The sequence below is a fragment of the Cellulosimicrobium sp. RS genome, from assembly GCF_046159675.1.
GTDB classification, from domain to species: domain Bacteria; phylum Actinomycetota; class Actinomycetes; order Actinomycetales; family Cellulomonadaceae; genus Cellulosimicrobium; species Cellulosimicrobium funkei.
On the sequence record NZ_JBJXVU010000010.1, the window covers coordinates 122,595 to 142,303 of the forward strand.

The 19,709-nt window shown below is 75.7% G+C and carries 20 protein-coding genes, 1 pseudogene and 1 riboswitch; of the genes and pseudogenes, 14 read left to right on the plus strand and 7 right to left on the minus strand.

The annotated features are described in order from the left end of the window. Window positions 1–78: 78 nt before the first annotated feature. Window positions 79–1,914, minus strand: coding sequence for an ABC transporter ATP-binding protein (locus tag ACI769_RS15760; protein ID WP_409141932.1), 1,836 nt, complete (start codon window positions 1,912–1,914; stop codon window positions 79–81). A gap of 154 nt (window positions 1,915–2,068) precedes the next feature. On the opposite strand from ACI769_RS15760, the gene ACI769_RS15765 reads away from it, so the two are divergent. The 3 genes from ACI769_RS15765 to ACI769_RS15775 all read left to right on the plus strand — a co-directional run bounded on the left by ACI769_RS15765 (window position 2,069) and on the right by ACI769_RS15775 (window position 3,486). Next, entirely contained in the window at window positions 2,069–2,704 is a 636-nt protein-coding gene (locus ACI769_RS15765) for a TetR/AcrR family transcriptional regulator (RefSeq protein WP_061268987.1), read from the plus strand. Continuing rightward, window positions 2,701–2,988 (plus strand): hypothetical protein, encoded by a 288-nt coding sequence (locus ACI769_RS15770; protein ID WP_232322700.1) that lies wholly within the window; start codon window positions 2,701–2,703, stop codon window positions 2,986–2,988. Before ACI769_RS15765 ends, ACI769_RS15770 begins: the two co-directional genes overlap by 4 nt. A 237-nt stretch (window positions 2,989–3,225) precedes the next feature. Further along, a complete protein-coding gene (locus ACI769_RS15775) occupies window positions 3,226–3,486 on the plus strand; it encodes a hypothetical protein (protein ID WP_043652259.1) in 261 nt (86 codons plus the stop codon). A 169-nt stretch (window positions 3,487–3,655) separates the two neighbouring features. On the opposite strand, the gene ACI769_RS15780 is transcribed toward ACI769_RS15775, so the two are convergent. Continuing rightward, entirely contained in the window at window positions 3,656–4,117 is a 462-nt protein-coding gene (locus tag ACI769_RS15780) for an MOSC domain-containing protein (protein WP_409141933.1), read from the minus strand. A gap of 83 nt (window positions 4,118–4,200) precedes the next feature. On the opposite strand from ACI769_RS15780, the gene ACI769_RS15785 reads away from it, so the two are divergent. The 5 genes from ACI769_RS15785 to ACI769_RS15805 all read left to right on the plus strand — a co-directional run bounded on the left by ACI769_RS15785 (window position 4,201) and on the right by ACI769_RS15805 (window position 9,202). Continuing rightward, window positions 4,201–4,959 carry a TetR/AcrR family transcriptional regulator gene (locus tag ACI769_RS15785; RefSeq protein ID WP_137280773.1) on the plus strand — a complete coding sequence of 253 codons (759 nt, stop codon included), beginning with the start codon at window positions 4,201–4,203 and terminating at the stop codon, window positions 4,957–4,959. Window positions 4,960–5,141: 182 nt separating this feature from the next. Continuing rightward, window positions 5,142–5,267, plus strand: a riboswitch (FMN riboswitch). A gap of 149 nt (window positions 5,268–5,416) precedes the next feature. Continuing rightward, entirely contained in the window at window positions 5,417–6,127 is a 711-nt protein-coding gene (gene pnuC, locus ACI769_RS15790; RefSeq protein WP_051027656.1) for a nicotinamide riboside transporter PnuC, read from the plus strand. A gap of 165 nt (window positions 6,128–6,292) precedes the next feature. After that, complete coding sequence (locus ACI769_RS15795) at window positions 6,293–7,534, plus strand: acyl-CoA dehydrogenase family protein (RefSeq protein ID WP_171468394.1); 1,242 nt, start codon at window positions 6,293–6,295, stop codon at window positions 7,532–7,534. Window positions 7,535–7,648: 114 nt separating this feature from the next. Beyond that, the gene (locus ACI769_RS15800; RefSeq protein ID WP_211932829.1) at window positions 7,649–8,881 is read left to right on the plus strand and encodes an acetyl-CoA C-acyltransferase; all 1,233 of its coding nucleotides are present in this window, start codon (window positions 7,649–7,651) and stop codon (window positions 8,879–8,881) included. Between the two features lie 192 nt (window positions 8,882–9,073). After that, window positions 9,074–9,202, plus strand: coding sequence for a hypothetical protein (locus ACI769_RS15805; RefSeq protein ID WP_255179672.1), 129 nt, complete (start codon window positions 9,074–9,076; stop codon window positions 9,200–9,202). Window positions 9,203–9,246: 44 nt separating this feature from the next. On the opposite strand, the gene ACI769_RS15810 is transcribed toward ACI769_RS15805, so the two are convergent. Next, on the minus strand, window positions 9,247–9,744 hold the full coding sequence (locus tag ACI769_RS15810; protein ID WP_043658711.1) for an NUDIX domain-containing protein: 498 nt from the start codon (window positions 9,742–9,744) through the stop codon (window positions 9,247–9,249). Window positions 9,745–9,905: 161 nt separating this feature from the next. Here ACI769_RS15810 and ACI769_RS15815 point away from each other — a divergent pair, with 161 nt between their 5' ends. Genes ACI769_RS15815 through ACI769_RS15825 form a run of 3 tightly spaced genes read left to right on the plus strand, consistent with a single transcriptional unit; the run spans window position 9,906 to window position 11,750 of the window. Next, on the plus strand, window positions 9,906–10,301 hold the full coding sequence (locus tag ACI769_RS15815) for a RidA family protein (RefSeq protein ID WP_085387275.1): 396 nt from the start codon (window positions 9,906–9,908) through the stop codon (window positions 10,299–10,301). Window positions 10,302–10,356: 55 nt separating this feature from the next. Beyond that, window positions 10,357–11,055, plus strand: a complete 699-nt coding sequence (locus tag ACI769_RS15820; RefSeq protein ID WP_157446595.1) for a phosphatase PAP2 family protein — start codon at window positions 10,357–10,359, stop codon at window positions 11,053–11,055. Further along, window positions 11,055–11,750: a phosphatase PAP2 family protein gene (locus tag ACI769_RS15825; protein WP_085387274.1), complete on the plus strand. Its 696-nt coding sequence runs from the start codon at window positions 11,055–11,057 to the stop codon at window positions 11,748–11,750. Before ACI769_RS15820 ends, ACI769_RS15825 begins: the two co-directional genes overlap by 1 nt. Window positions 11,751–11,833: 83 nt before the next feature. Here ACI769_RS15825 and ACI769_RS15830 read toward each other — a convergent pair whose 3' ends face one another. Continuing rightward, window positions 11,834–13,576: a glycosyl hydrolase family 18 protein gene (locus ACI769_RS15830; RefSeq protein WP_085387273.1), complete on the minus strand. Its 1,743-nt coding sequence runs from the start codon at window positions 13,574–13,576 to the stop codon at window positions 11,834–11,836. Between the two features lie 141 nt (window positions 13,577–13,717). Here ACI769_RS15830 and ACI769_RS15835 point away from each other — a divergent pair, with 141 nt between their 5' ends. Continuing rightward, window positions 13,718–15,211 (plus strand): DNA polymerase IV, encoded by a 1,494-nt coding sequence (locus ACI769_RS15835; protein WP_198163171.1) that lies wholly within the window; start codon window positions 13,718–13,720, stop codon window positions 15,209–15,211. On the opposite strand, the gene ACI769_RS15840 is transcribed toward ACI769_RS15835, so the two are convergent. Together ACI769_RS15840 and ACI769_RS15845 are read right to left on the minus strand one after the other, a co-directional pair. Beyond that, window positions 15,106–16,266, minus strand: coding sequence for a YbfB/YjiJ family MFS transporter (locus ACI769_RS15840; RefSeq protein ID WP_409141934.1), 1,161 nt, complete (start codon window positions 16,264–16,266; stop codon window positions 15,106–15,108). The genes ACI769_RS15835 and ACI769_RS15840 overlap by 106 nt on opposite strands. Then, window positions 16,158–16,568: pseudogene (locus tag ACI769_RS15845) on the minus strand (YbfB/YjiJ family MFS transporter); the annotation flags it as partial. The pseudogene ACI769_RS15845 and the gene ACI769_RS15840, both read right to left, overlap by 109 nt. Window positions 16,569–16,589: 21 nt before the next feature. Between ACI769_RS15845 and ACI769_RS15850 the strand changes: the two are divergent. Continuing rightward, complete coding sequence (locus ACI769_RS15850; RefSeq protein ID WP_085387271.1) at window positions 16,590–17,180, plus strand: TetR/AcrR family transcriptional regulator; 591 nt, start codon at window positions 16,590–16,592, stop codon at window positions 17,178–17,180. Between the two features lie 82 nt (window positions 17,181–17,262). Further along, the gene (locus tag ACI769_RS15855; protein ID WP_409141935.1) at window positions 17,263–18,933 is read left to right on the plus strand and encodes a DHA2 family efflux MFS transporter permease subunit; all 1,671 of its coding nucleotides are present in this window, start codon (window positions 17,263–17,265) and stop codon (window positions 18,931–18,933) included. Between the two features lie 79 nt (window positions 18,934–19,012). Here ACI769_RS15855 and ACI769_RS15860 read toward each other — a convergent pair whose 3' ends face one another. Further along, window positions 19,013–19,678, minus strand: a complete 666-nt coding sequence (locus tag ACI769_RS15860; RefSeq protein ID WP_409141936.1) for a Type 1 glutamine amidotransferase-like domain-containing protein — start codon at window positions 19,676–19,678, stop codon at window positions 19,013–19,015. Window positions 19,679–19,709 lie beyond the last annotated feature (31 nt).

Here is a 19,709-nt window from a genome sequence, read left to right on the forward strand (position 1 = left end):
GTGCGCCGCGGCCGCCGTCGTCCGTCCTGACGACACGTCCGACCGCGGGCGGGCGCGGAACTCATCGCCGCACCCGGGTCAGCGCGGTGCGGGGGCCTCCTCGGTGGCGATGCGGAGGGCGGCGACGAGCTCGCGGTAGAGCTCGTCGGTCGCGAGGAGCTGGGGGTGCGTGCCGCGCGCGCGGACGCGGCCGTCCTCCATGACGAGGATGACGTCGGCGTCGATGACCGTGGACAGGCGGTGCGCGATGGTCACGACGGCGCGGTCGCGGGCCAGGTCCTCGATGACGGCGTGCACGGCCGCCTCGGTGAGCCCGTCGACCTGGGCGGTGGCCTCGTCGAGGAGCAGCACGTCGGGCGCGTGCAGGACGGCGCGCGCGAGGGCGACGCGCTGGCGCTCGCCACCCGAGACGGTCGTCCCGACGAGCGACGTGTCGAGGCCGTCGGGCAGCGAGCGCACCTTGGCGTCGAGACGCACCTGCGCGAGCGCCGCCCACATCGCCTTCTCGGTCGCGGCGGGGTCGGAGAGGCGCAGGTTCTCGCGGATGGTGCCCGGCACGACGGGGGTCTCCTGCTCGACGTACGCGAAGCGGCGCCGCACGTCGTCGAACGTGAGGTCGTCGTAGGGCACGCCGTCGAGGAGGATCCGCCCCGACTCGGGCTGCAGGAAGCGCAGCAGGAGCGAGAAGGTCGTGGTCTTGCCCGCCCCGGACGGGCCGACGATCGCGACCTGCCCGCGCGACGGCACGTCGAGGTCGAGGTCGCGCACCACGGGCTCGCCGCCCGGCAGATAGCGCGCGGTGACGCCGCGCAGCGACAGCCGCGGCGCGTCGTGCGGGGCCGCCGTGCCCGACGCCGCGCCCACCCCGGCCGGCCGACGCGCGGCGGGGTCGTCGTCCTCCTCCGGCTCGATGGCCTGGACCTCGCGGATCCGCCCCGCGGCCGCGATGCCGGCCTGGAGCTGGGTGACGTTCATGGTCAGCCCCGTGACGGGCTCGACGATCTGGAACGCGTAGAGCAGGAACGCGACGAGGCTCGACACGGCCAGGAGCCCCTGGTCCACGCGCCAGGCGCCGAGCGCGAGGATGACGATGATCGCGAGCTGGATGCCGCCCCCGGCGATGCTCCAGGCGACCGCCTCGGTCCGCACGGCCCGCACGCTGTGGCGCGCGGAGTCCTGCGCGTCGTCGAGCACCCGGTCGATCTGGCGCCCCTCCGCGCGGCTCGCCTTGATCGTGCGGATCGCGCGCAGCCCACCCTCGAGCGTGCCGCCGAGGCTGCCGAGCGACTCCTGCGCCTTCTCCTGCGCCTTCGCGATGCGGGGCATGAGGGCGCCCACGAGGACGCCGATGACGACGATCGCCCCGAGCGTCGTGCCGAGCAGGACGAGGTCGAGCACGCCCATGAGGACGACCGTCCCGACCAGGGACACCGCCAGGTTCACGAGGTTGACCAGGCTCGACGACGCCGCCTCGCGCAGCAGCACCGTGTCGGACGTGACGCGCGTGACGAGCTCGCCCGTCGGACGGCCGGTGAGCGCGCCGATCCGGGCGCGGAAGAAGCGCCGCACCATGGACGACCGCGCGTCGAGCACCACGCGCTCGGCGAGCGTGCCGAGCAGGACCCACTGCCACAGCCCGAGCACGAGCCCGACGACGAGCAGCCCGACGAGCGTGAGCACGGCCGGGGTCAGCGACTCCCCCGTGCCGAGCGTGTCGAGCACCCATTTGGTCACCATCGGCGTCGCGAGGGTGGCGGCCGTCGTCCCGAGCCCGAGCACGAGGCCGAGCAGCAGGGTCCGGCGGTGCGGGCGGACGAACTGCCACAGCACCGCGAGGCGCGGGAGGAACGGGCCCCGAGGGGTGGCGTCGCGAGGAGCGGGTGGGGCCTCGGGCGTGGTGGAGGTCGGGGACATGTCGTCAACCATGGTTGACATCCTCTCTCGTGTCAACCGTCGTTGACGCGGCGCGAGAGGTCGTGCGCCGGGGCGCTCGACGCCCCTAGTGGAACATGGGTGTTCCATCCGTGACAAGCGGCGTTCCGTCACGACGCGGGCTATCGTGGGCCGCGTGACGGCACGAACGAGCGCGCGGAGCACCCCCGCGGCCACGCCCTCCCGAGCGGCTCCCGACGAGCCGCCCACGAGCGGCACCCGCACCCGGACCCGCCGCGCGATCCTCGACGCGGCCGTCTCGGTGCTCAGCACGGACAAGTCCGCGTCGCTCGGCGACGTCGCGCAGGCCGCCCAGGTGGGCCGCACGACCCTGCACCGCTACTTCCCCGAGCGTGCCGACCTCGTCGAGGCGATCGGTGCCGAGACCGTCGAGCGCACGCGCGCGGCGATCGCCGCCGCGCGGCTCGACGACGGACCCCCGGCCTCCGCGCTGCGCCGCCTCGCCTTCGAGTACTTCGACCTCGGCCCCTGGTACATGGTGCTGTTCACCGAGCTCGCCGACGCCGAGTCCGCGTTCTGGGCCGAGTCCGAGCAGGCCGAGGAGCCGGTGCGGGAGCTGCTGCGCCGCGGGCAGGAGGCCGGCGTCGTCGACGACCAGCTCAGCGTGGCGTGGATCGTCCGCACCCTGTGGTGGATGCTCTTCAACGCGTGGTCCATGGCCGACGACGGCGAGATCTCGCGCGCCGACGCGCTCCGCATGGCCGTCCGCAGCATCGAGGGCGTCGCCCTCACGCGCGAGGCCCGCGCATGAGCGTCAGCCCGGGGCCGGCACCCCGCCCCGGCCTCGGCGAGCGGCTGCGCCGCTGGTGGCAGCGGGCCGACGACGTCCGGAGCGGCGTGCGCTGGGCGAGCGTCGCGACCGTGCTCGGCGGGATCGTCGTCGCGGTCGTGTGCCTCGTGCTCGTGCTGCGCGGCCGCGTCTGGGCGTGGGTCCCGCTGGTGGTCGCCGCGGCCGTCGCGCTGCGCGAGGTCCGCTACCTGCAGCGCGCCGCCCGGGGCGGCCGGCCCCGGTACCAGGAGAACGCCCCGCGCTGACCGCCGGGCGGTCGCTCGTCCGGGCCGCCGTGCGGTCGGCCGTGGGGTCGCCCGTGCGGCCGGCGGTGCGAGAGCGTGCACCTCGCGGGCCACGAGGACCACGCGCTCGTCATCCGGAGGTCGCACCCCGGCGGGCCGCAGGATCCACCGGACGGGCGACGCGCCCGGGGTGCGCCGCGGGACAGACTGTCGGTACGGCGCCGGTCAGCGGCGCCGGCCAACCTCCGGAGGCGCACCGTGACCCCCACCCCCGCCCGGGACACCGCGTTCCCCGCCCACGACGGCGCACCCGACCAGCCGTCCGCCCGCGCGGCAGCGCGCGGCCTGCGCTTCACCGCGCGCCGCGCGTCCCGGGCCCGACGGCGGGGCGCGGCCCCCGCGCGTCGGCCCGCCGTCCCCCCGGTCGAGCGGGCGAACGGCTGGGTCGTCGCCCTGGCCGTGGCCGCAGGAGCCGTGCTCTTCTCGACCCTCGCGATGAAGGCGTTCCTCGGCGGCTGACCCTCGGTCCGGCGCCCACGGCCCGCGCACCAGGGATCTCCCCGACGCCCGCGGTCTCACCCGCTCCAGCCGTCGACGCGGGCGCCGCCACAGGTCTACCGTCGAAGCACGGGCGCCGCTGCCGACGGCACGCGCCCGGCCACCGTCGGGCCGGAGGCCGCCCCGGGGCTCAGGCTTCGCCGGCGGCCGCCGCGTCCCACACCACGACGTCGCCCGCCCGGACCGTGCCGGACGACAGCAGCCGGCACACGACGCCGCCCCGCGTGTGCATCGCGCGCATCGCGCCGGGCGCGATCCAGTCGTCGAGCAGCCGGCACGGCGCGGCGATCCGGAGCACCTGGAGCTCGACGTCCCCGATCCGCAGGAACGACCCCGGCTTCGTGGGCAGGTCGCCGTGGGTGAGCGTGACGTTGCGCCGGGTGAGACCGGGGTCGATCTCCTGCCCGAGGTCCGCGGAGGCCGCCGCCAGGTCGGTGAGCGTCTGGATCGTCACGTGCCGGTGCTTCGACCCGTGGTACCGGTCACCGACGAGGCCCTTGCCCTCCTCCGCCTCGACCGACGCGACGACCCGCGTCGGCAGCCGACGGGCCTTCGCGACGTGGATCGCGTGCACGCGAGGCTGGTCCGGCATGGCCCCAGCCTCGCACCCGGCGCCGCCCCAGGGCCACCGCCCCGGGCCGGGCGAGCGCCGGGTACCGGTGTACCGTCCGGTGCATGACCGACGTCCGCAGCCGCACCCATGCCCAGGCCGTCGACGCAGCGATCGAGCTCTTCACCCGCAAGGGGTACGAGCAGACGACCGTCGAGGAGATCGCCGACGCCGCCCAGGTCAGCCGCGCCACCTTCTTCCGCCGCTACGGGTCCAAGGAGGACGTGGTCTTCGCGGACCACGAGCTCCTGCTCGACGAGGTCGTCGTCATGCTCGCCGCGACGCGGCCCGTGCCCGACGCCGAGGGGCACCTCACGCCCGACCCGACGGTCGACCCGTACCTCGAGGTGTGCCGCGCGGCGCGGCTGGTGTTCGACCACCACGTCGGGCAGCGCGAGACGTCACTCGCCCGCTGGCAGCTCCTCCAGCAGGTGCCGGCGCTGCGCGACCGCGAGCTCGTCACGACCCACCGCTACGAGCGCGCGTTCACCGCGTACCTGCGCGACGCGCTCCCGCCGGACGAGCGCCGGTCGACAGCGTCCATCGCGTTCGCGGCGTCCGTCGTCGCCGTGCACAACGCGCTCCTGCGCCGGTGGTTGCGCTCCCCCGAGCAGGACCTGCGCCCCCAGCTCGAGGAGGCGTTCGCGGACCTGCGCCGCGCCGCCGTCGGCCGGTACGCCGCGCCCGACGCCGCCGCCCAGGAGCGCAGCGGGGACGGCGTGCCCGCGGCGCGGCGCGTCGTCGTAACCGTGGTGGACGCGGACGCGGACGCGCAGGGCGTCGCGGACGACGTCGCGCGCGCCGTCCGCGACGCCCTGGCCTGACCCCTCCCGCCCCGCCCCGCCGAGCAGGTGGTCCTGGTTCGTCTGCGCCCGCGGACGGACCAGGACCACCTGCTCGGCGGCGCAGGGTCGCATCGTGTTTCAGTCCGTGGGACGGTGCGGTGCGAGTCCCGTGCCCGGGGAATGCGCGAGTAGCATCGGCGGTTGCAGAACGCAGTACGCACGAACGTGCTCCGGGGTCGGTGCAATTCCGAGCCGGCGGTGACAGTCCGCGACCCGCGCCCACGCGCGGTTGACCTGGTGGAACTCCAGGACCGACGGTGACAGTCCGGATGGGAGGAAGCACGTGCGGCGCGGCCGTCCTCGGCCGGGCTCTCGCGAGCCCGCGCGACGGGGCGCGGTCTCGCCGTGGTGAGCGACGCCGTCGGGCCCTCGTGGCCCGGCCCGGCCGCCCGCCCTCACCCCGGAGCGCCCGTGCCCGGGAGGACGAGGACATCCGATGGACCTGATCCACGCGCTGTTCGACGCGCAGCTGACGATCGGCGACCAGCATCTGCTGTGGCGCGAGATCGTGGGCAACGGGTTCGGCCTGGCGTCGGCGCTGGGCGGCATGCGGCGCAAGGTGTGGGCGTGGCCCGTGGGCATCGTCGGCAACCTGCTGCTGCTCACGGTGTTCCTCGGCGCGGTGTTCGCGACGCCCAACCCGGTCAACCTGCTCGGCCAGGCGGGCCGCCAGGTGATGTTCGTCGTCGTGTCGGTCTACGGGTGGGTGCAGTGGCGCAAGACCCAGGCGCGGCTCGGCGACGCCGACGCGGACAGCCACGGCGTCGCCGTCGTGCCGCGCTGGGCGTCGTGGCGCCAGCGCGTGTTCCTCGTCGTCGCGCTCGTCGGCGGCACGGCCCTCCTGACCCCGGTCTTCCGCGCGCTCGAGTCGTACGAGCCCGTCTGGGCCGACGCGTGGATCTTCATGGGCTCGCTGCTCGCGACGTACGGCATGGCGAAGGGCTGGGTCGAGTTCTGGCTCATCTGGGTCGCCGTGGACGTCGTGGGCGTGCCCCTGCTGATCTCGGCCGGCTTCTACGCGTCCGCGTTCATGTACGTGTTCTACGGCGCGTTCACGCTCGTCGGGTTCTTCGTGTGGTGGCGCGTCAACCGCCGCGCGGCCGCCGCTGCCGAGGCGGACGCCGCGGCGGCGGGCGCGCCCGCCTGACCCGCCGGTCACCCGACCCCACCCACACCGATACCCCGTCTCGATTGACTGAGACGGGGTATCGCTGCACTATGGGAGGGACCGCCGCCGACGCCGGGCCCGCACCCCGGGCAACCGCGTCGAGGACGGTCGACCGACCGCAGCCGCCCTCCCAGGGGAGCACCGATGCCCACCACCCCGATCATGCCCGGCGTCACCGAGCCCACCTACGACCTCGCGACCCCGCTCGACCTCGACTACGCCGGCGCGTTCGCCGACGCGACCGAGGAGGACCGCGCCCACCTGCAGCGCGTCCGGCAGTTCGTCCAGGACGAGGTGCTGCCCGTCATCGACGACTACTGGGAGCGCGCCGAGGTCCCGTTCGACCTCGTCAAGCGCATGGGCGAGCTCGACCTGCTGCGCGACGGCGTCGACGTCGACGGTCGTCCGCACGTGAGCCAGCTCGCCGCCGGCCTCGCCGCGATGGAGATGTCGCGCGGCGACGGCTCCGTCGCGACGATCTGCGGCGTCCAGGGCGGTCTCGCGCTGCGCAGCATCCAGATGCTCGGCTCCGACGAGCAGCGGGCGAAGTACGCCGAGCCCATGGCGCGCGGGGAGATCCTCGGCGCGTTCGCGCTCACCGAGCCCACCCACGGCTCGGACTCCGTCTCGCTCGAGACGACGGCGCGCAAGGAGACGCGCGACGGCGTCGAGGGCTACGTGCTGAACGGCGAGAAGAAGTGGATCGGCAACGGGTCGTCGGGCCACATCACGGTCGTGTGGGCGCGCCTCGTCGGCGACGACGGCGACGGCCAGGTCCACGGGTTCGTCGTGCCGCAGGACAACCCGGGCTACACGGGCACGACCATCACCGGCAAGGTGTCGCTCCGCGCGATCTGGCAGGCGCACGTCGTGCTCGACGACGTGTTCGTCCCCGCCGAGAACGCCCTGCCCGGCGCGCGGTCGTTCAAGGACACGTCGCGCGTGCTCTTCGCGACGCGCCTCGGGGTGGCGTGGGCCGCCGTCGGGCACGCGGTCGCGTGCTACGAGGCCGCGGTCGCGTACGCGAAGCAGCGCGTCCAGTTCGGGCGCCCGCTCGCCGCGAACCAGATGGTGCAGGAGCGCCTCACGCGGATGCTCTCGACGATCACGCAGCTCCAGCTCCTCGTCGCGCAGATGACGCGGCTCGACGAGGCGGGGACGCTCACCGGCCCGCAGGCGTCGCTCGCGAAGTACACGTGCACCCGCGGGGCGCGCGAGGTCGCGGCGAGCGCGCGCGACCTGCTCGGCGGCAACGGGATCCTGCTCCAGAACCGCGTCGCGCGGCACTTCGCCGACATCGAGGCCCTGCACACGTACGAGGGCACCGAGTCGGTCCAGGCGCTCATCGTCGGGCGCGACATCACGGGCGTCTCCGCGTTCGTCTGACGGGCCCGAGGGCGCACGCCCTCCCCCCGCTCCCCGGCGCCGCTCGCCCCTCCTCGCGGCGCCGGGGCTCCTTCCTGTTCGCCCCGTCTCCTCGCCCTCCCGGATCGGAGTCCCATGAGCACCGACGCCAGCCCCCTGCCCGACGCCGCCGCCGTCACCCCCGAGGACGAGGTCACCCCGGTCCTCCTGCACGGCGCGCGCACCCCGTTCGCGCGCTTCCGCGGCGCGCTCGCCTCGCTCTCGGCGGCCGAGCTCGGCGCGCACGCGATCCGCGGCGCGCTCGCGGCCGCGGGCGTCGCGCCGGAGCAGGTCGACACGGTGATCGTCGGGCAGGTCGTGCAGGCGGGCGCCAAGCAGGGCCCCGCGCGCCAGGCCGCGATCCTCGCGGGCCTCGGCTGGGACGTGCCCACCGTGACGATCAACAAGCTGTGCCTCTCGGGCCTCACCGCGATCATCGACGCGGCCCGGCTGGTCCGCACGGGCGAGGCGAGCGTCGTCGTCGCGGGCGGCCAGGAGTCCATGACGAACGCGCCGCACCTCGTCGTCGGGTCGCGCTCCGGGTTCGCGTTCGGGGACGTGACGATGGCCGACTCGCTCACGCACGACGGCCTGAACGACCCGTTCAGCGGCGAGGTCATGGGCGAGCTCACCGACCGCGGCTGCGTGACGCGCGGCATCGGCCGCCCCGAGCAGGACGCGTTCGCGCTGCGCTCGCACCAGCGGGCCGCCGCGGCGCGCGACGCCGGGCGTCTCGCCGAGGAGATCGCCCCCGTCGAGGTGCCGCAGCGGCGGGGCGAGCCGGTCGTCGTCGAGCACGACGAGGGCGTGCGCGCCGACACGACGCTCGAGGCCCTGGAGCGCCTGCGCCCCGCCTTCGTGCAGGACGGGACCATCACCGCCGGGTCGAGCTCGCCCCTGTCCGACGGCGCGGCGGCGGTCGTCGTCGCGAGCCGCGCCTTCGCGAAGCGCAACGGCCTGCCGTGGCTCGCCGAGATCGGCGCGGCCGGCCAGGTCGCGGGACCCGACAACTCGCTGCACTCCCAGCCGGCGCGGGCCATCGAGGCCGCTGTGAAGCGCGAGGGGATCGCCGCCGCGGACCTCGACCTCGTGGAGATCAACGAGGCGTTCGCCGCCGTCGCGCTGCAGTCCGTCGCGGACCTCGGCATCGACGCGGACGTCGTCAACGCCGACGGCGGCGCCATCGCGCTCGGCCACCCGGTCGGCGCGTCGGGCGCTCGGCTCGCGCTGCACCTCGCGCTCGCGCTCCGTCGCCGCGGGGGCGGCGTCGGCGCGGCGGCGCTGTGCGGCGGCGGCGGGCAGGGGGACGCGCTCGTCCTGCGCGCCTGACCCTCCGGGCGGGCCCCCTCGGGGCTCCGCCGCGCGAGCCGACCAACCCTGGTGCACGATGCTGCACCAGGGTTGGCGCGTTTCGGCCGCCGCGGTGTGACGCAGATCGCGCCACGACGGCCGGGTTTCGCGTCATGGATCGCGTCTGACGTGGTCCCTCTCCCTGGAACCGCCCCCCACGAGAGGACCGTCATGACCACCGTGACCGACGCAGCCCGCCGTACCGCGAGCCGTGCGCGCCGCTCGCACCTGTCCGCCGTCGCCGTCGCGCTCGTCGGGCTCGCCGCAGGCTTCGCCGCGGCGCCCTACCTGCTCGGCTGACGTCTCCCGCTCGACGGTCCCGGGACCGCGGTCCCGGGCTCTCGTCATCCCTCGGTCGTCGTGCTCCGCGCCGGCTCGCGCGCGAGCAGCTCCTCCAGCCGGTCCAGCAGCGGGACCTGACCCGCGACGACGAGCCCGCGGGCGCGCGCGAGCGCGAACCAGCCGGCCCGGTCGAGCTCCGGGAACTCCTGCATGCGTCCCGAGCGCGGCGGCCACTCCAGCGCGAACGTGTTGCTCGCGATCGTCGTGACGTCGAGGTCCGCCTCCCGCGCCCACGCCGCGACGAGCTTGCCCGCGCGCTGGCGCACCGTGCCGAGGTCGAGGTCCGGTGCCGCGCCGGCGGGAGCCGGGACGCCGAGCTCTTCCGCGAACTCGCGCAGCGCCGCCGCGTGCTCGTCCTCCCCCGGCTCCACCTCGCCCTTGGGGATCGTCCACCCGCCCGCGTCCTTGCGCGCCCACAGCGGGCCCCCCATGTGCCCGAGGAGCACCTCGACGACGTCGGCACGGAACCGGTAGAGCACGAGCCCTGCTGACTGCTTCACCCCTCCTTCCTACACAGCCGACGCCGGACCGGCCCGTCGGGGCCGCGCGGACCACCCGCCGAGGGCGTCTCGGGGTCGTGTCCGGGGGCCTGTCGGGGGTCTGTCGGCGGCACGGCGTAGCGTCGGCAGCACCAGGACCGGGACCGCAGAAGGGGACGACCATGGCCACGCAGAGCGTCACGCACCTCAACCCGCCCGGGCTGCACCGCAACCCCGCGTTCTCGCAGGGCACCATCGTCGAGACGAGCCGCACGCTCTACGTCGGCGGGCAGAACGGCACGGACGCCGCGGGCGCGATCGTCGAGGGCGGCATCGCGGCCCAGACGGCGCAGGCGCTGCGCAACGTCCTCGCCGTGCTGGCCGAGGCAGGCGCCGGGCCAGAGGACGTCGCGCGGCTCGCCGTCTACCTCGACCCCGAGGCCGACCTCATGGAGGGCTTCGCCGCCGTCGGCGAGGTCTGGGGCCCGCACCCCGCCGCCGTGACCGTCCTGCGGGTCGGGATCGGGCGGCCGGGCGCGCTCGTCGAGATCGAGGCGGTCGCGGCGCTCCCCGCCTGACGCGAGGCACCCGCTCCCGCGCGCGACGTCACGGGGGTGCCGCTACTGTCCGGGGGTGCCAGCCGACCGGACCCCGTACCGCGCCCTGTGGCGGGCGGCGGCGTACGGGGTCGCGGCCTCGCTCCCCGTGCTCGCGCTCGCCTGGCTCGTGCGCGCGGAGTCGGGGGTCGTCGTCGACGCCGACCGCGCCGCCGTCGCCGCGGCGACGCGGTTCGCCGGCGAGCGCCCCGCGCTCGAGCGCGCGCTCCTCGTGGGGCAGGAGGCGCTCGCCGCGCGGTGGATGAACCTCGCCGCGATGGGCGTGTGCGTCTGGGCGTGGCGACGCCACGGGCTCGGGTCGCGCGCGGCCTGGGCGGCCGGGACGATCTGGGGCGCGTGGGCTCTCGGCCTCGGCGCGAAGGAGGTCGTCGGCCGCGCGCGGCCCGTCCTCGAGGACGCCGTGTCGACCGTGCCGGGCGCGAGCTTCCCCTCCGGGCACGCGATGAACGCGGCGGCCGTCGGGGTGACGCTCAGCGTGCTCGTCTGGCCGCTGCTCGGGCGGCGAGGCCGCGTCGCGGTGGTCGGCGGTGCGACGGCGCTCGCCCTCGTCACCGCGGCCGACCGCGTGCTGCTCGGCGCGCACTACCCGTCCGACGTCGTCGGCGGGATCCTCCTCGGCGGCGCGGTCGCGGGGGCGTCCGCCGTCGGCTACCACGGGTGGACCGCCGCGCGGTCCGGCCGTCCCTCCGGTGACACTCCCAGGAACGAGGTCTGATGCAACCCTTCGTGCACCGCTACGAGCTGGACACGACCCGCCCCACGGCGAAGGAGGTGCTGCGCGACGTCGGTCTGCGGGCGTTCCTCCCGGGGGCGGTGCTGTGGGTGGTCATCGTCGCGACGGGCTTCCTCGTCACCGGACCGCTCGGCGACCTGCCGGGCGAGGTCGCGGTCAACCGGTGGTTCGAGCAACGGCGCACGCCGTTCTGGGACACCGTCACCGACGTGCTCTCCCTCATCGGCACGACCGAGTTCATCATCGGCGGCACGCTGCTCACCGTCGCGCTCGTGTGGTGGCGCACCCGGCAGTGGTGGTTCGCCCTCGTGCCCGCGCTCGCCGTCGCACTGCAGGCGCTGATCTTCCTCACGTCGTCGATCGTCGTGGGGCGCGAGCGGCCCGACGTCTCGCGGCTCGACGAGGCGCCCCCGACGTCCAGCTTCCCCTCGGGGCACACGGGCGCGTCGGCGGCGTTCTACCTGACGCTCGCCCTGCTCGCGCAGCGCATCACGAACCCGGTCCTGCGCGTCGTCGTGACGGTGCTGTGCTGCCTCGTGCCGCTCGGCGTGGGGCTCTCGCGGCTCTACCGCGGCGCCCACGGGCCGGCGGACGTCGTCGTGGGGCTCCTCAACGGCATCGTGTGCTGCGTCCTCGCGTGGCACTATCTGCGCCGCGACCTGCGTTCGAAGCGCTGAGACCCCGGGGGGACGCGCTCCCGGCACCCCGTCGTCGTGCGGGGGCGGTCCGGGCGCGCGCGGCACCCGGACCAGCCGTCAGCTCAGGCGCACAGACCCACCGGGTCCCACGAGCCCCACGTCACGGAACCGGGGAGCTCGCCCTTCGTCCACCACTGGGCCGTGTAGTTCACGCCGGCGCGGGACACGGTCTGGCCGCCGGTGTAGACGGCCTCGCGCGACCAGGCCGGGGCGCAGACCGCCGCCTCGACCTCGGGCGCGGTGCCGCAGGGGCCGATCTTCTTCCAGGCGTTGCTGGCACCCGGCTCCTGGTTGCGGGTCCACCACTGGGCCTTGTACTCCGAGCCCTCGTGCGAGACGACCTCACCACCGGTGTAGACGCCGGTGCCGTACCAGGGCACCGCGCACTCCTCGGCCACGCCGGGACCGGGGGTCGCCGCGCGCAGCGTCGAGCCCAGGGCGTCGCCGAGCTCGTTGCGGTAGTCGCCGGAGAGGTCCCACCACATCGCGCCGCCGTAGCCCTGCGTCGCGACGAACTCGGCCTTCGCCGTCACGGACGCCGGGTCGTCGTAGCTCCACCACTGGTCGCCGTTGTACAGCCAGCTCGCGCCGATCTTCGGGTCGAAGAACTTCTTCCCGCCGAACGAGCGCAGCTCGGCGTACGTCTTCGTGCCGACGTACCCGGCGGCGGGCTGCCAGCCCTTCGTGCCGTCCTTGACGCCGTACCAGCCGTGGCCGTAGGCCGCGAGGCCCGCGTTGATCTGCGACGGGTCCGCGCCCGCCTTCACGTACATGCCGAGCGCGCCGTCGAGGCCGAGGCCCCAGTTCTCCGCGCCGTCGGGGTGCAGGTTGCCCTGGTGGCCCGTCTTGTTCGGGACCCAGCCGCCGTGGAAGTCGTAGCCCTGGACGTTGAGGAAGTCCACGACCGCGAACAGGCGCGGGTCGAGCCAGCCGCCCTGGCCGGCGTTCCAGCCGCCCGCGGGCGCGAACGCCGTCAGCAGGTAGTCCTGGCCCGTCGTCGCGCCGCGCGCGTCGAGCTCGGCACGGAACTCCTCCATGAGGAGCAGGAAGTTCTCCTTGTCCTCCGGGCGGACGTTCGCCGTCTCGCCACCGGTGACCGGCCACTCCCAGTCGATGTCGATGCCGTCGAAGATGCCGGCCGCGACGCCGGGGCCGCCCTTGCCGTCGACGACCGGCAGGTTGCCGTCGATGTAGAGGTCGAGGCACGAGTCGACGAGCCGCGTACGACCCTCGGCCGTGGACGCCGCCTCGGAGAAGTTGTCCGACCAGGTCCAGCCGCCGAGGGAGACGAGGATCTTCGTCTCCGGGCTGACGGCCTTGAGCTTCTTGAGCTGGTTGAAGTTGCCGGCGAGCTTCTGGCCCGGCTTGTCGGCCTTGCCATCGACGGAGTCCGCGGCGGGCACCTCCGCGACGAAGTCGTTGAGGGGGTCGCCCTCGCCGGGGACGTCGGCGATGTCGCACACCAGGTCGGTCGTGACGTTGCCGAACGCGTAGTTGATGTGGGTGAGGTCCTCGATCGCTCCGGTGCGCACGAGGTCGGCCACGTGGAAGTCGCGGGTGACGCGCGAGTCGGCCATGACGTAGCCGACGCTGCGGAACCCGTTGATGTCCGACGGCCCGGCGACGGAGGCCGCCGGCTTGGCCGTGGGCTGGGGCGCCGCCGCGGCGGGCGACGCGAAGGTGGCGGCCGTGAGGGCGAGCGCCCCGACGACGGCGGAGGCCGCGACCACGCGCGAGCGCGCTGGCGAGGTCCTGGCGAGCGAGCGGCCGGGGGCAGCCGCGCTGGGTGTCGATCGATCGGTCATGAAGGCCTCGTTGCTCTTCGGCCCGGGCTGGGGATCCCGGGATTTGTTCGGTCTCCTGCAAGATACCCGCGCGCGTCCCCGTCACGCCAGGGTCCGAACGAAACTCTTACCGCTGTCGGTGGCAGGGCGCAGAGTAGGGCGGTGAGCTTCGACCGTGCGCCGCACGCCCCCGTGCTGCGCGCCCGTCCGACGATCGCGCACCTCGACGCCGACGCGTTCTTCGCCGCGGTCGAGCAGCACCAGCGCCCGTCGCTGCGCGGGCGCCCGGTGCTCGTCGGCGGCGTGGGGCCGCGCAGCGTCGTCGCGACGGCGTCGTACGAGGCCCGGCAGTACGGCGCCCGCTCGGCGATGCCGATGGAGCAGGCGCGGCGGCTGTGCCCGCCGTCGACGGTCGTCGTCGTGCCGCGGTTCGCCGCGTACTCCGCCTACTCGGCCCGCATCATGGCGGCGCTGCGCGAGGTGACAGACCTCGTCGAGCCCGTGAGCATCGACGAGGCGTTCGCCGACGTCGCCGCGGCCGTCGGGCCGGAGACCGACCTCGAGGCGCTCGCCACGGGGATCCGCGAGCGGGCGCGCGAGCTGAGCGGCCTGCCCGTCTCGCTCGGGCTCGGGCGGTCCAAGCTCGTCGCGAAGCTCGCCTCGGAGGCCGCGAAGCCGGGCGGCGTCCGGGTCGTCGGGGCCGACGACGAGGACCCGTTCCTGCTCGACCTGCCCGTGCGAGCGCTCTGGGGCGTCGGCCCGGTGTCGGCCGCGCGGCTCGACGAGCTCGGGGTGCGCACGGTCGCCGACCTGCGCCGTCAGCCGCTCGACACCCTGCTCCTCGTCGCGGGCGAGGCGGGCGGCACCAACCTCTACCGGATCGCGCGCGGCTGGGACGACCGCCCGGTCTCCACGGTCCGTGAGCGCAAGTCCGCGGGCGCGGAGCACACGTTCGACACCGACCTCCACGGCCGGTCCGCGATCGCCGCGGCGCTCGATCCCGTGGTCGACGCCGCGCTCGCCCGCCTCGAGCGGCACGCCGTCGCGGCACGCACCGTCGTGGTCAAGGTGCGCCTCGCGTCGTTCACGACCCTCACCCGCTCGGTCACGCTGTCTCGCCCGACGACCGACGAGGGCGCCCTCCGCGACGCGGCCCACCGCGCGCTGCGCCTCGCGGACGTCACCGAGCCCGTCCGCCTGCTCGGGGTCGCGTTCCACGCGCTGTCCGAGCACGCGCAGCTCATGCTGCCGCTCGGCGCGGACGCGGCGGAGGACCCCGCCGTTCCGATCGCCGCGGAGGTGGTGGGCGCCGAGGCGGCGGGCGATGAGGCGGTCGGCCCCGGGGCGGTCGGTGCAGAGTCGGTGGGTGCAGAGTCGGTGGGTGCCGAGGCGCCCGGCGCCGCCGCGACAGGACCCGTCCAGGCGACGGCCGCCCTCCTCGCCCCCGGCCTCGACGTCGCCACCCCGGCTGACGGGCGCGGGTGGGTCGTGCGCGTCGGCGACGACGGCCGCGTCGCCGTCCGCTTCGAGACGGCGCGGACCGGCCCGGGCTACCAGCGCTGGGTCGACCCGGAGGCGGAGGCGCTCGCGCTCGTCGAGCCGCTCGGCCCCGACGGTGAGCCCGTGCGCGCCTCGCCCGCCGACGACGACGTGTAGCCGCGAGCCGCCGCGCCCGCGCGTGTGTCGTCCGTGCTCGTCCCGTCCGCGCTCGTCTCGCCCGCGCTCGTCTCGCCCGCGCTCGTCTCGCCCGCGCTCGTCGCGCCTCTGTTCGTCCCGTCCGTGCTCGCCCTGTCCGCGCTCGTCCCCTCCGTCCCGGCCCTGCCCGACGACGGGCGGTCGGCGCGCTCCCGACCGGGCCCCGCGCCGTCGGGCACGCGCGGGACGACCCCGGCCGCGACGAGGAGGAACGCCGCGCCCACCCAGAACGCGGCCTGCGGCCCGACGACGTCGCTCAGCCCGCCCGTCGCGAGCGCGCCGACCGCCTGCCCGGCCGTGAGCGTGACGAAGAGCGCGGCGGTCGCGCGTCCGGCGGCGTGCGGGCGCAGCACGGTGCCCCACGCGATGAGCACGCCGCTGAGGGCGGTGTAGGCGCCGCCGAAGAGCGCGCCCGCCACCGCGACGACGGGCACGCTGCCCGGGGCGAGGGCCAGGGCGGCGGTGCCGACCGCCGTCGCGACGGCCGTCACGACCCAGGCGCCGCGCAGACCGAGCACGCGGACGGCGTCGCCGCTGAGGGCACCGAGGACCGCCGCCGCGCCGAGGAGGCACCAGAGGGCCGCCGTCGTGCGGCCGGGGAGGCCACCGGTCACGGTGACGAGGTCGCGCCCGAACGTCCAGACCGCAGCGCTGCCGATCCCGGCCACCGCGGCCGCGAACCCGGCGCGCCCGAGCGACCGCCCGCCCGCGCCGCCGGACGCGGGCGGCGACTCGGGGGCCGCGGGCCAGCGCGCGCTCCGGTCGGCGACCGCCGCCGTGACCACCGCCCCGACCGCGGCGGCGCACCACACGGGACGCCAGACGTCCGGCGCGACGAGCGTCGCCGCCCCACGAGCGCCACGCCGACGCCCGTCCCGGAGTTCACGACGGCCTGCATGCGCCCGGCCCGGCGGCCGTCGGCCGTCGCGCCGACCGCGGCGACGAGCGCGGGCGACGCCGCACCGGCGGCGCTGCCCGCGACGAGCACGCCCGCCGCGAGGCTCGCGGACGACCACGACAGCCCGACCAGGACCGCCCCTGCCGCGGCGAGCGCCGCTGCGGCCCAGACGACCGCGCGCGGGGAGCGTCGGGCCATCGCGCGCTGCGCCCCGAGCGCGGCGGCGCAGTACGCGGCGAAGCTGCCCGCGGCGATCGCGCCCGCGGCGGCGGACGAGAGGCCGAGCTCGGTCGTGAGCGTCGGGAGCTGGAGACCGTACCCGTAGCGGACGACGCCGTACGTCACCGCGACGAGGCCGGTGCCCGCGGCGACCACGCGGCCGGGGGCTGGTGCGGCGGGGTGTAACGATCGTTTCAGCATAGTGATCGTTACGCTATCCCCATGCCCCGGACCGACGCACGCCGACCGGCCCGCGACCGCCTGCTCGATGCCGCGGAGGCGCTGTTCGTCGAGCACGGGATCGCGGCGACCGGCGTCGACGCCGTGCTCCGCCGCGCTGAGGTCTCCCCCGCGACCCTGTACGCGCACTTCGCCGGCAAGGACCACCTCGTCGCGGCCTACCTGGAGCGGCGGCACGAGCGCTGGCGGGCCGCGTGGGACGTGGCGCTGGATCGCTGCGGGGACGACGCGGACGCACGGGCGCTCGCCGTCTTCGACGCGCTCGACGGCTTCCCCACCGCGACGAGCACCCGCGGCTGCGCGTTCCTCGCCGCCGCGGTCGAGGTCACCGACCCCGAGCACCCCGCGTACCAATGGCTCGCCGCCGACACCCGGCTGCTCGTCGACCGGCTGCGCGACCTCGCCGCCGCGACCGGCGCCGCAGACCCCGGCGCCCTCGCGGCCGAGCTCCTCGCGCTCTACGACGGCGCGCTCGCCTCCCGCACGCGCCGCGCCGTCGCGGGCGACGACGGCCCGGCGTCCCTCCCGTGGCGCGACCTCGCGGCGGGAGCGGTCGCGCGCTACCGCGCCTGAACTGCCCGGCGCTGCTGATGCGCTCCCCCGCGTGCGCGGCGATCCTGGACGCAGGGCCGCGTCACGACACCAGGGAGGCCCCGTGGAGTCCGTGCAGGGGAACGCGCCGCAGACCGAACCGCCCGAGGACGACGAACCCGCCGTCGACCCGCGGGCCCACGCCAACCGGTGGCGTGCGCTCGTCGTCCTGGCGGTCGCGCTGTCGATGGTCGTCATCGACGGGACGATCGTCGCCGTCGCCGTCCCGGACATCGTCGCCGACCTGAACCTCGGGCTGAGCGAGGCGCAGTGGATCAGCGCCTCGTACGCCGTCGTGCTGGCCGCGCTGCTGCTCTCGTCGGGCCGTCTCGGCGACCGGCTCGGGCGGCGCCGGCTCCTCGTGGTGGGCGTCGTCGTCTTCCTCGCCGGGTCGCTGCTCGCCGCCGCGGCCGACGACGGCGGCTCGCTCATCGTCGGGCGGCTCGCCCAGGGCCTCGGCGCGGCCGCGATCCTGCCCTCGACGCTGTCGACCGTGAACGCGACGTTCCGCGGCAAGGACCGGGCCGCGGCGTTCGGGGTGTGGGGCGCCGTCATCTCCGGCGCCGCCGCGGTGGGCCCCCTGGCGGGCGGCTGGATCACGACGTCGTTCACGTGGCCGTGGATCTTCCTCGTGAACGTCCCCGTCGGCGCGCTCGTCGTGGTCGGCGCCTACCTCTGGGTGCCCGAGACCCGCGCGCACGCGTTCGCCCCCGGGCTCGACCTCGTCGGGCTCCTGCTGTCCGCGCTCGGGTTCGGCGCGCTCGTGTTCGGGCTCATCGAGGGCCAGACGTTCGGCTGGTGGAGCCCGAAGGGTGACGTCGAGCTGCTCGGGGCGACCTGGCCGGCGTCCGCGCCCGTCTCGCCGACCCCCGTGTTCCTCGCCGCCGGGCTGCTCCTGCTCGTGCTCTTCGTCGTGTGGGAGCGGCACCGCGCGCGGGTGCGGCGGTCCGCGCTGCTCGACCTCACGCTGTTCCGCATCCCGACGTTCCGGTGGGGCAACGTCACCGCGACGACCGTCGCGGTCGGCGAGTTCGGCATCATCTTCGTCCTGCCGCTCTTCCTCGTGAACGTGCTCGCGCTGTCCACCATGGGCGCCGGGCTCGTGCTCGCGGCGATGGCGCTCGGCGCGTTCCTCTCCGGCGCGTCGGCGCGTCACCTCGCCGCCGCCGTCGGCGCCCCGCTCGTCGTGGTCATCGGCCTCGCGCTCGAGATCGTCGGGGTCGCCGCCGTCGCACTCACCGTCACCGCGACCGTCTCCCCGTGGCTGCTCGCGGCCCTGCTCGTCGTCTACGGCGTCGGGCTCGGCCTCGCCTCCGCGCAGCTCACGAGCACGACCCTCGTGCAGGTTCCCGCCGAGGAGTCCGGCCAGGGCTCCGCCACGCAGTCGACGGCGCGGCAGGTCGGCTCCGCGCTCGGGACCGCGCTCGTCGGGACCGCGCTCGCCGTCCTGCTCGCGAGCGCCGTGCCCGCGGCCCTCGACGGCGAAGGCTTGCCCGACGCCGAGGTCACCCGCCTCGCCGACGCGACGAGCGGCTCCGCCGGCGACGTCATCGCGAAGCTGCGCGCCGAGGGCACGCACGGCGAGCTCGGGCCGCAGGAACCCGAGGTCGTCGACGCGCTCGCGTCCGGGTTCGCCGACGCGACCCGCGGGTCGCTGCTCGTCGCCGGGGCGTTCCTCGTGCTCGGCCTCGCGTCCGCGACGGCCGTCGTGCGGGCGTCGCGCCGGTCGGGGTGAGGGTCGGGCCCGACGCCGGAGCGAGGGTCGAGCGGCGCGGGGTCGCGCCGGGCCCGGGGCCGGGTCGAGCCGACGCGGGTTACGCCAGGCGGTGCCAGACGCCCTCGGACACGACCTCGACCGCGCCGTCGACCACGAACGCGGTCTCGTCGTCGACCGCGTACGCCGGCCCGCCCAGGGCGGCGGCCCCCCGTCGCGCCGCGGCCTCCGTGTTGTCGGGAAGGTCCGGGTGGCCCAGGTGGGGGAACATCGAGAAGTCGACGAGCCCCAGCGGCGTCGCGTCCTCGCCGTCGGGCGGCTCCCACCCCACGAACTCCTCGCCGATGCGCGGCGTCAGCGCCATGCTGCCGCCGCTCATCCCGACGCAGACCGTCTCGGTGAGCGACGGCACGAGGTCCGCGAACCCCGACCGCCGCATCCAGTACGCCAGGTAGCCCGCGTCACCGCCCGCGGCCAGCAGGACGTCCGTCTCCCGGACGAGCGGCACCCAGCGGTCCGCGGGGATGCTCGGCAGCGCCGTCAGCTCCAGCACGCCGACCGACCCCCACCCCAGACCCGCCATGTGGTCCGACTCCCCCGTGATGAAGTCCCGGACGTTCTTCCCGGGCCCCACCCACGGGTGGCCGTACAACGCCGTCGGGATGCACAGCGCCGAGCACTCACCGACCGGCCGACCCAGCAGCGCGACGAGCGCCCCTTCGATCGTCGGGTTCGTGACTCCCCCTGACGTGAGCAACAGCTTCATCGCGTTCTCCTCGGCTCCGACGGTCTGCACG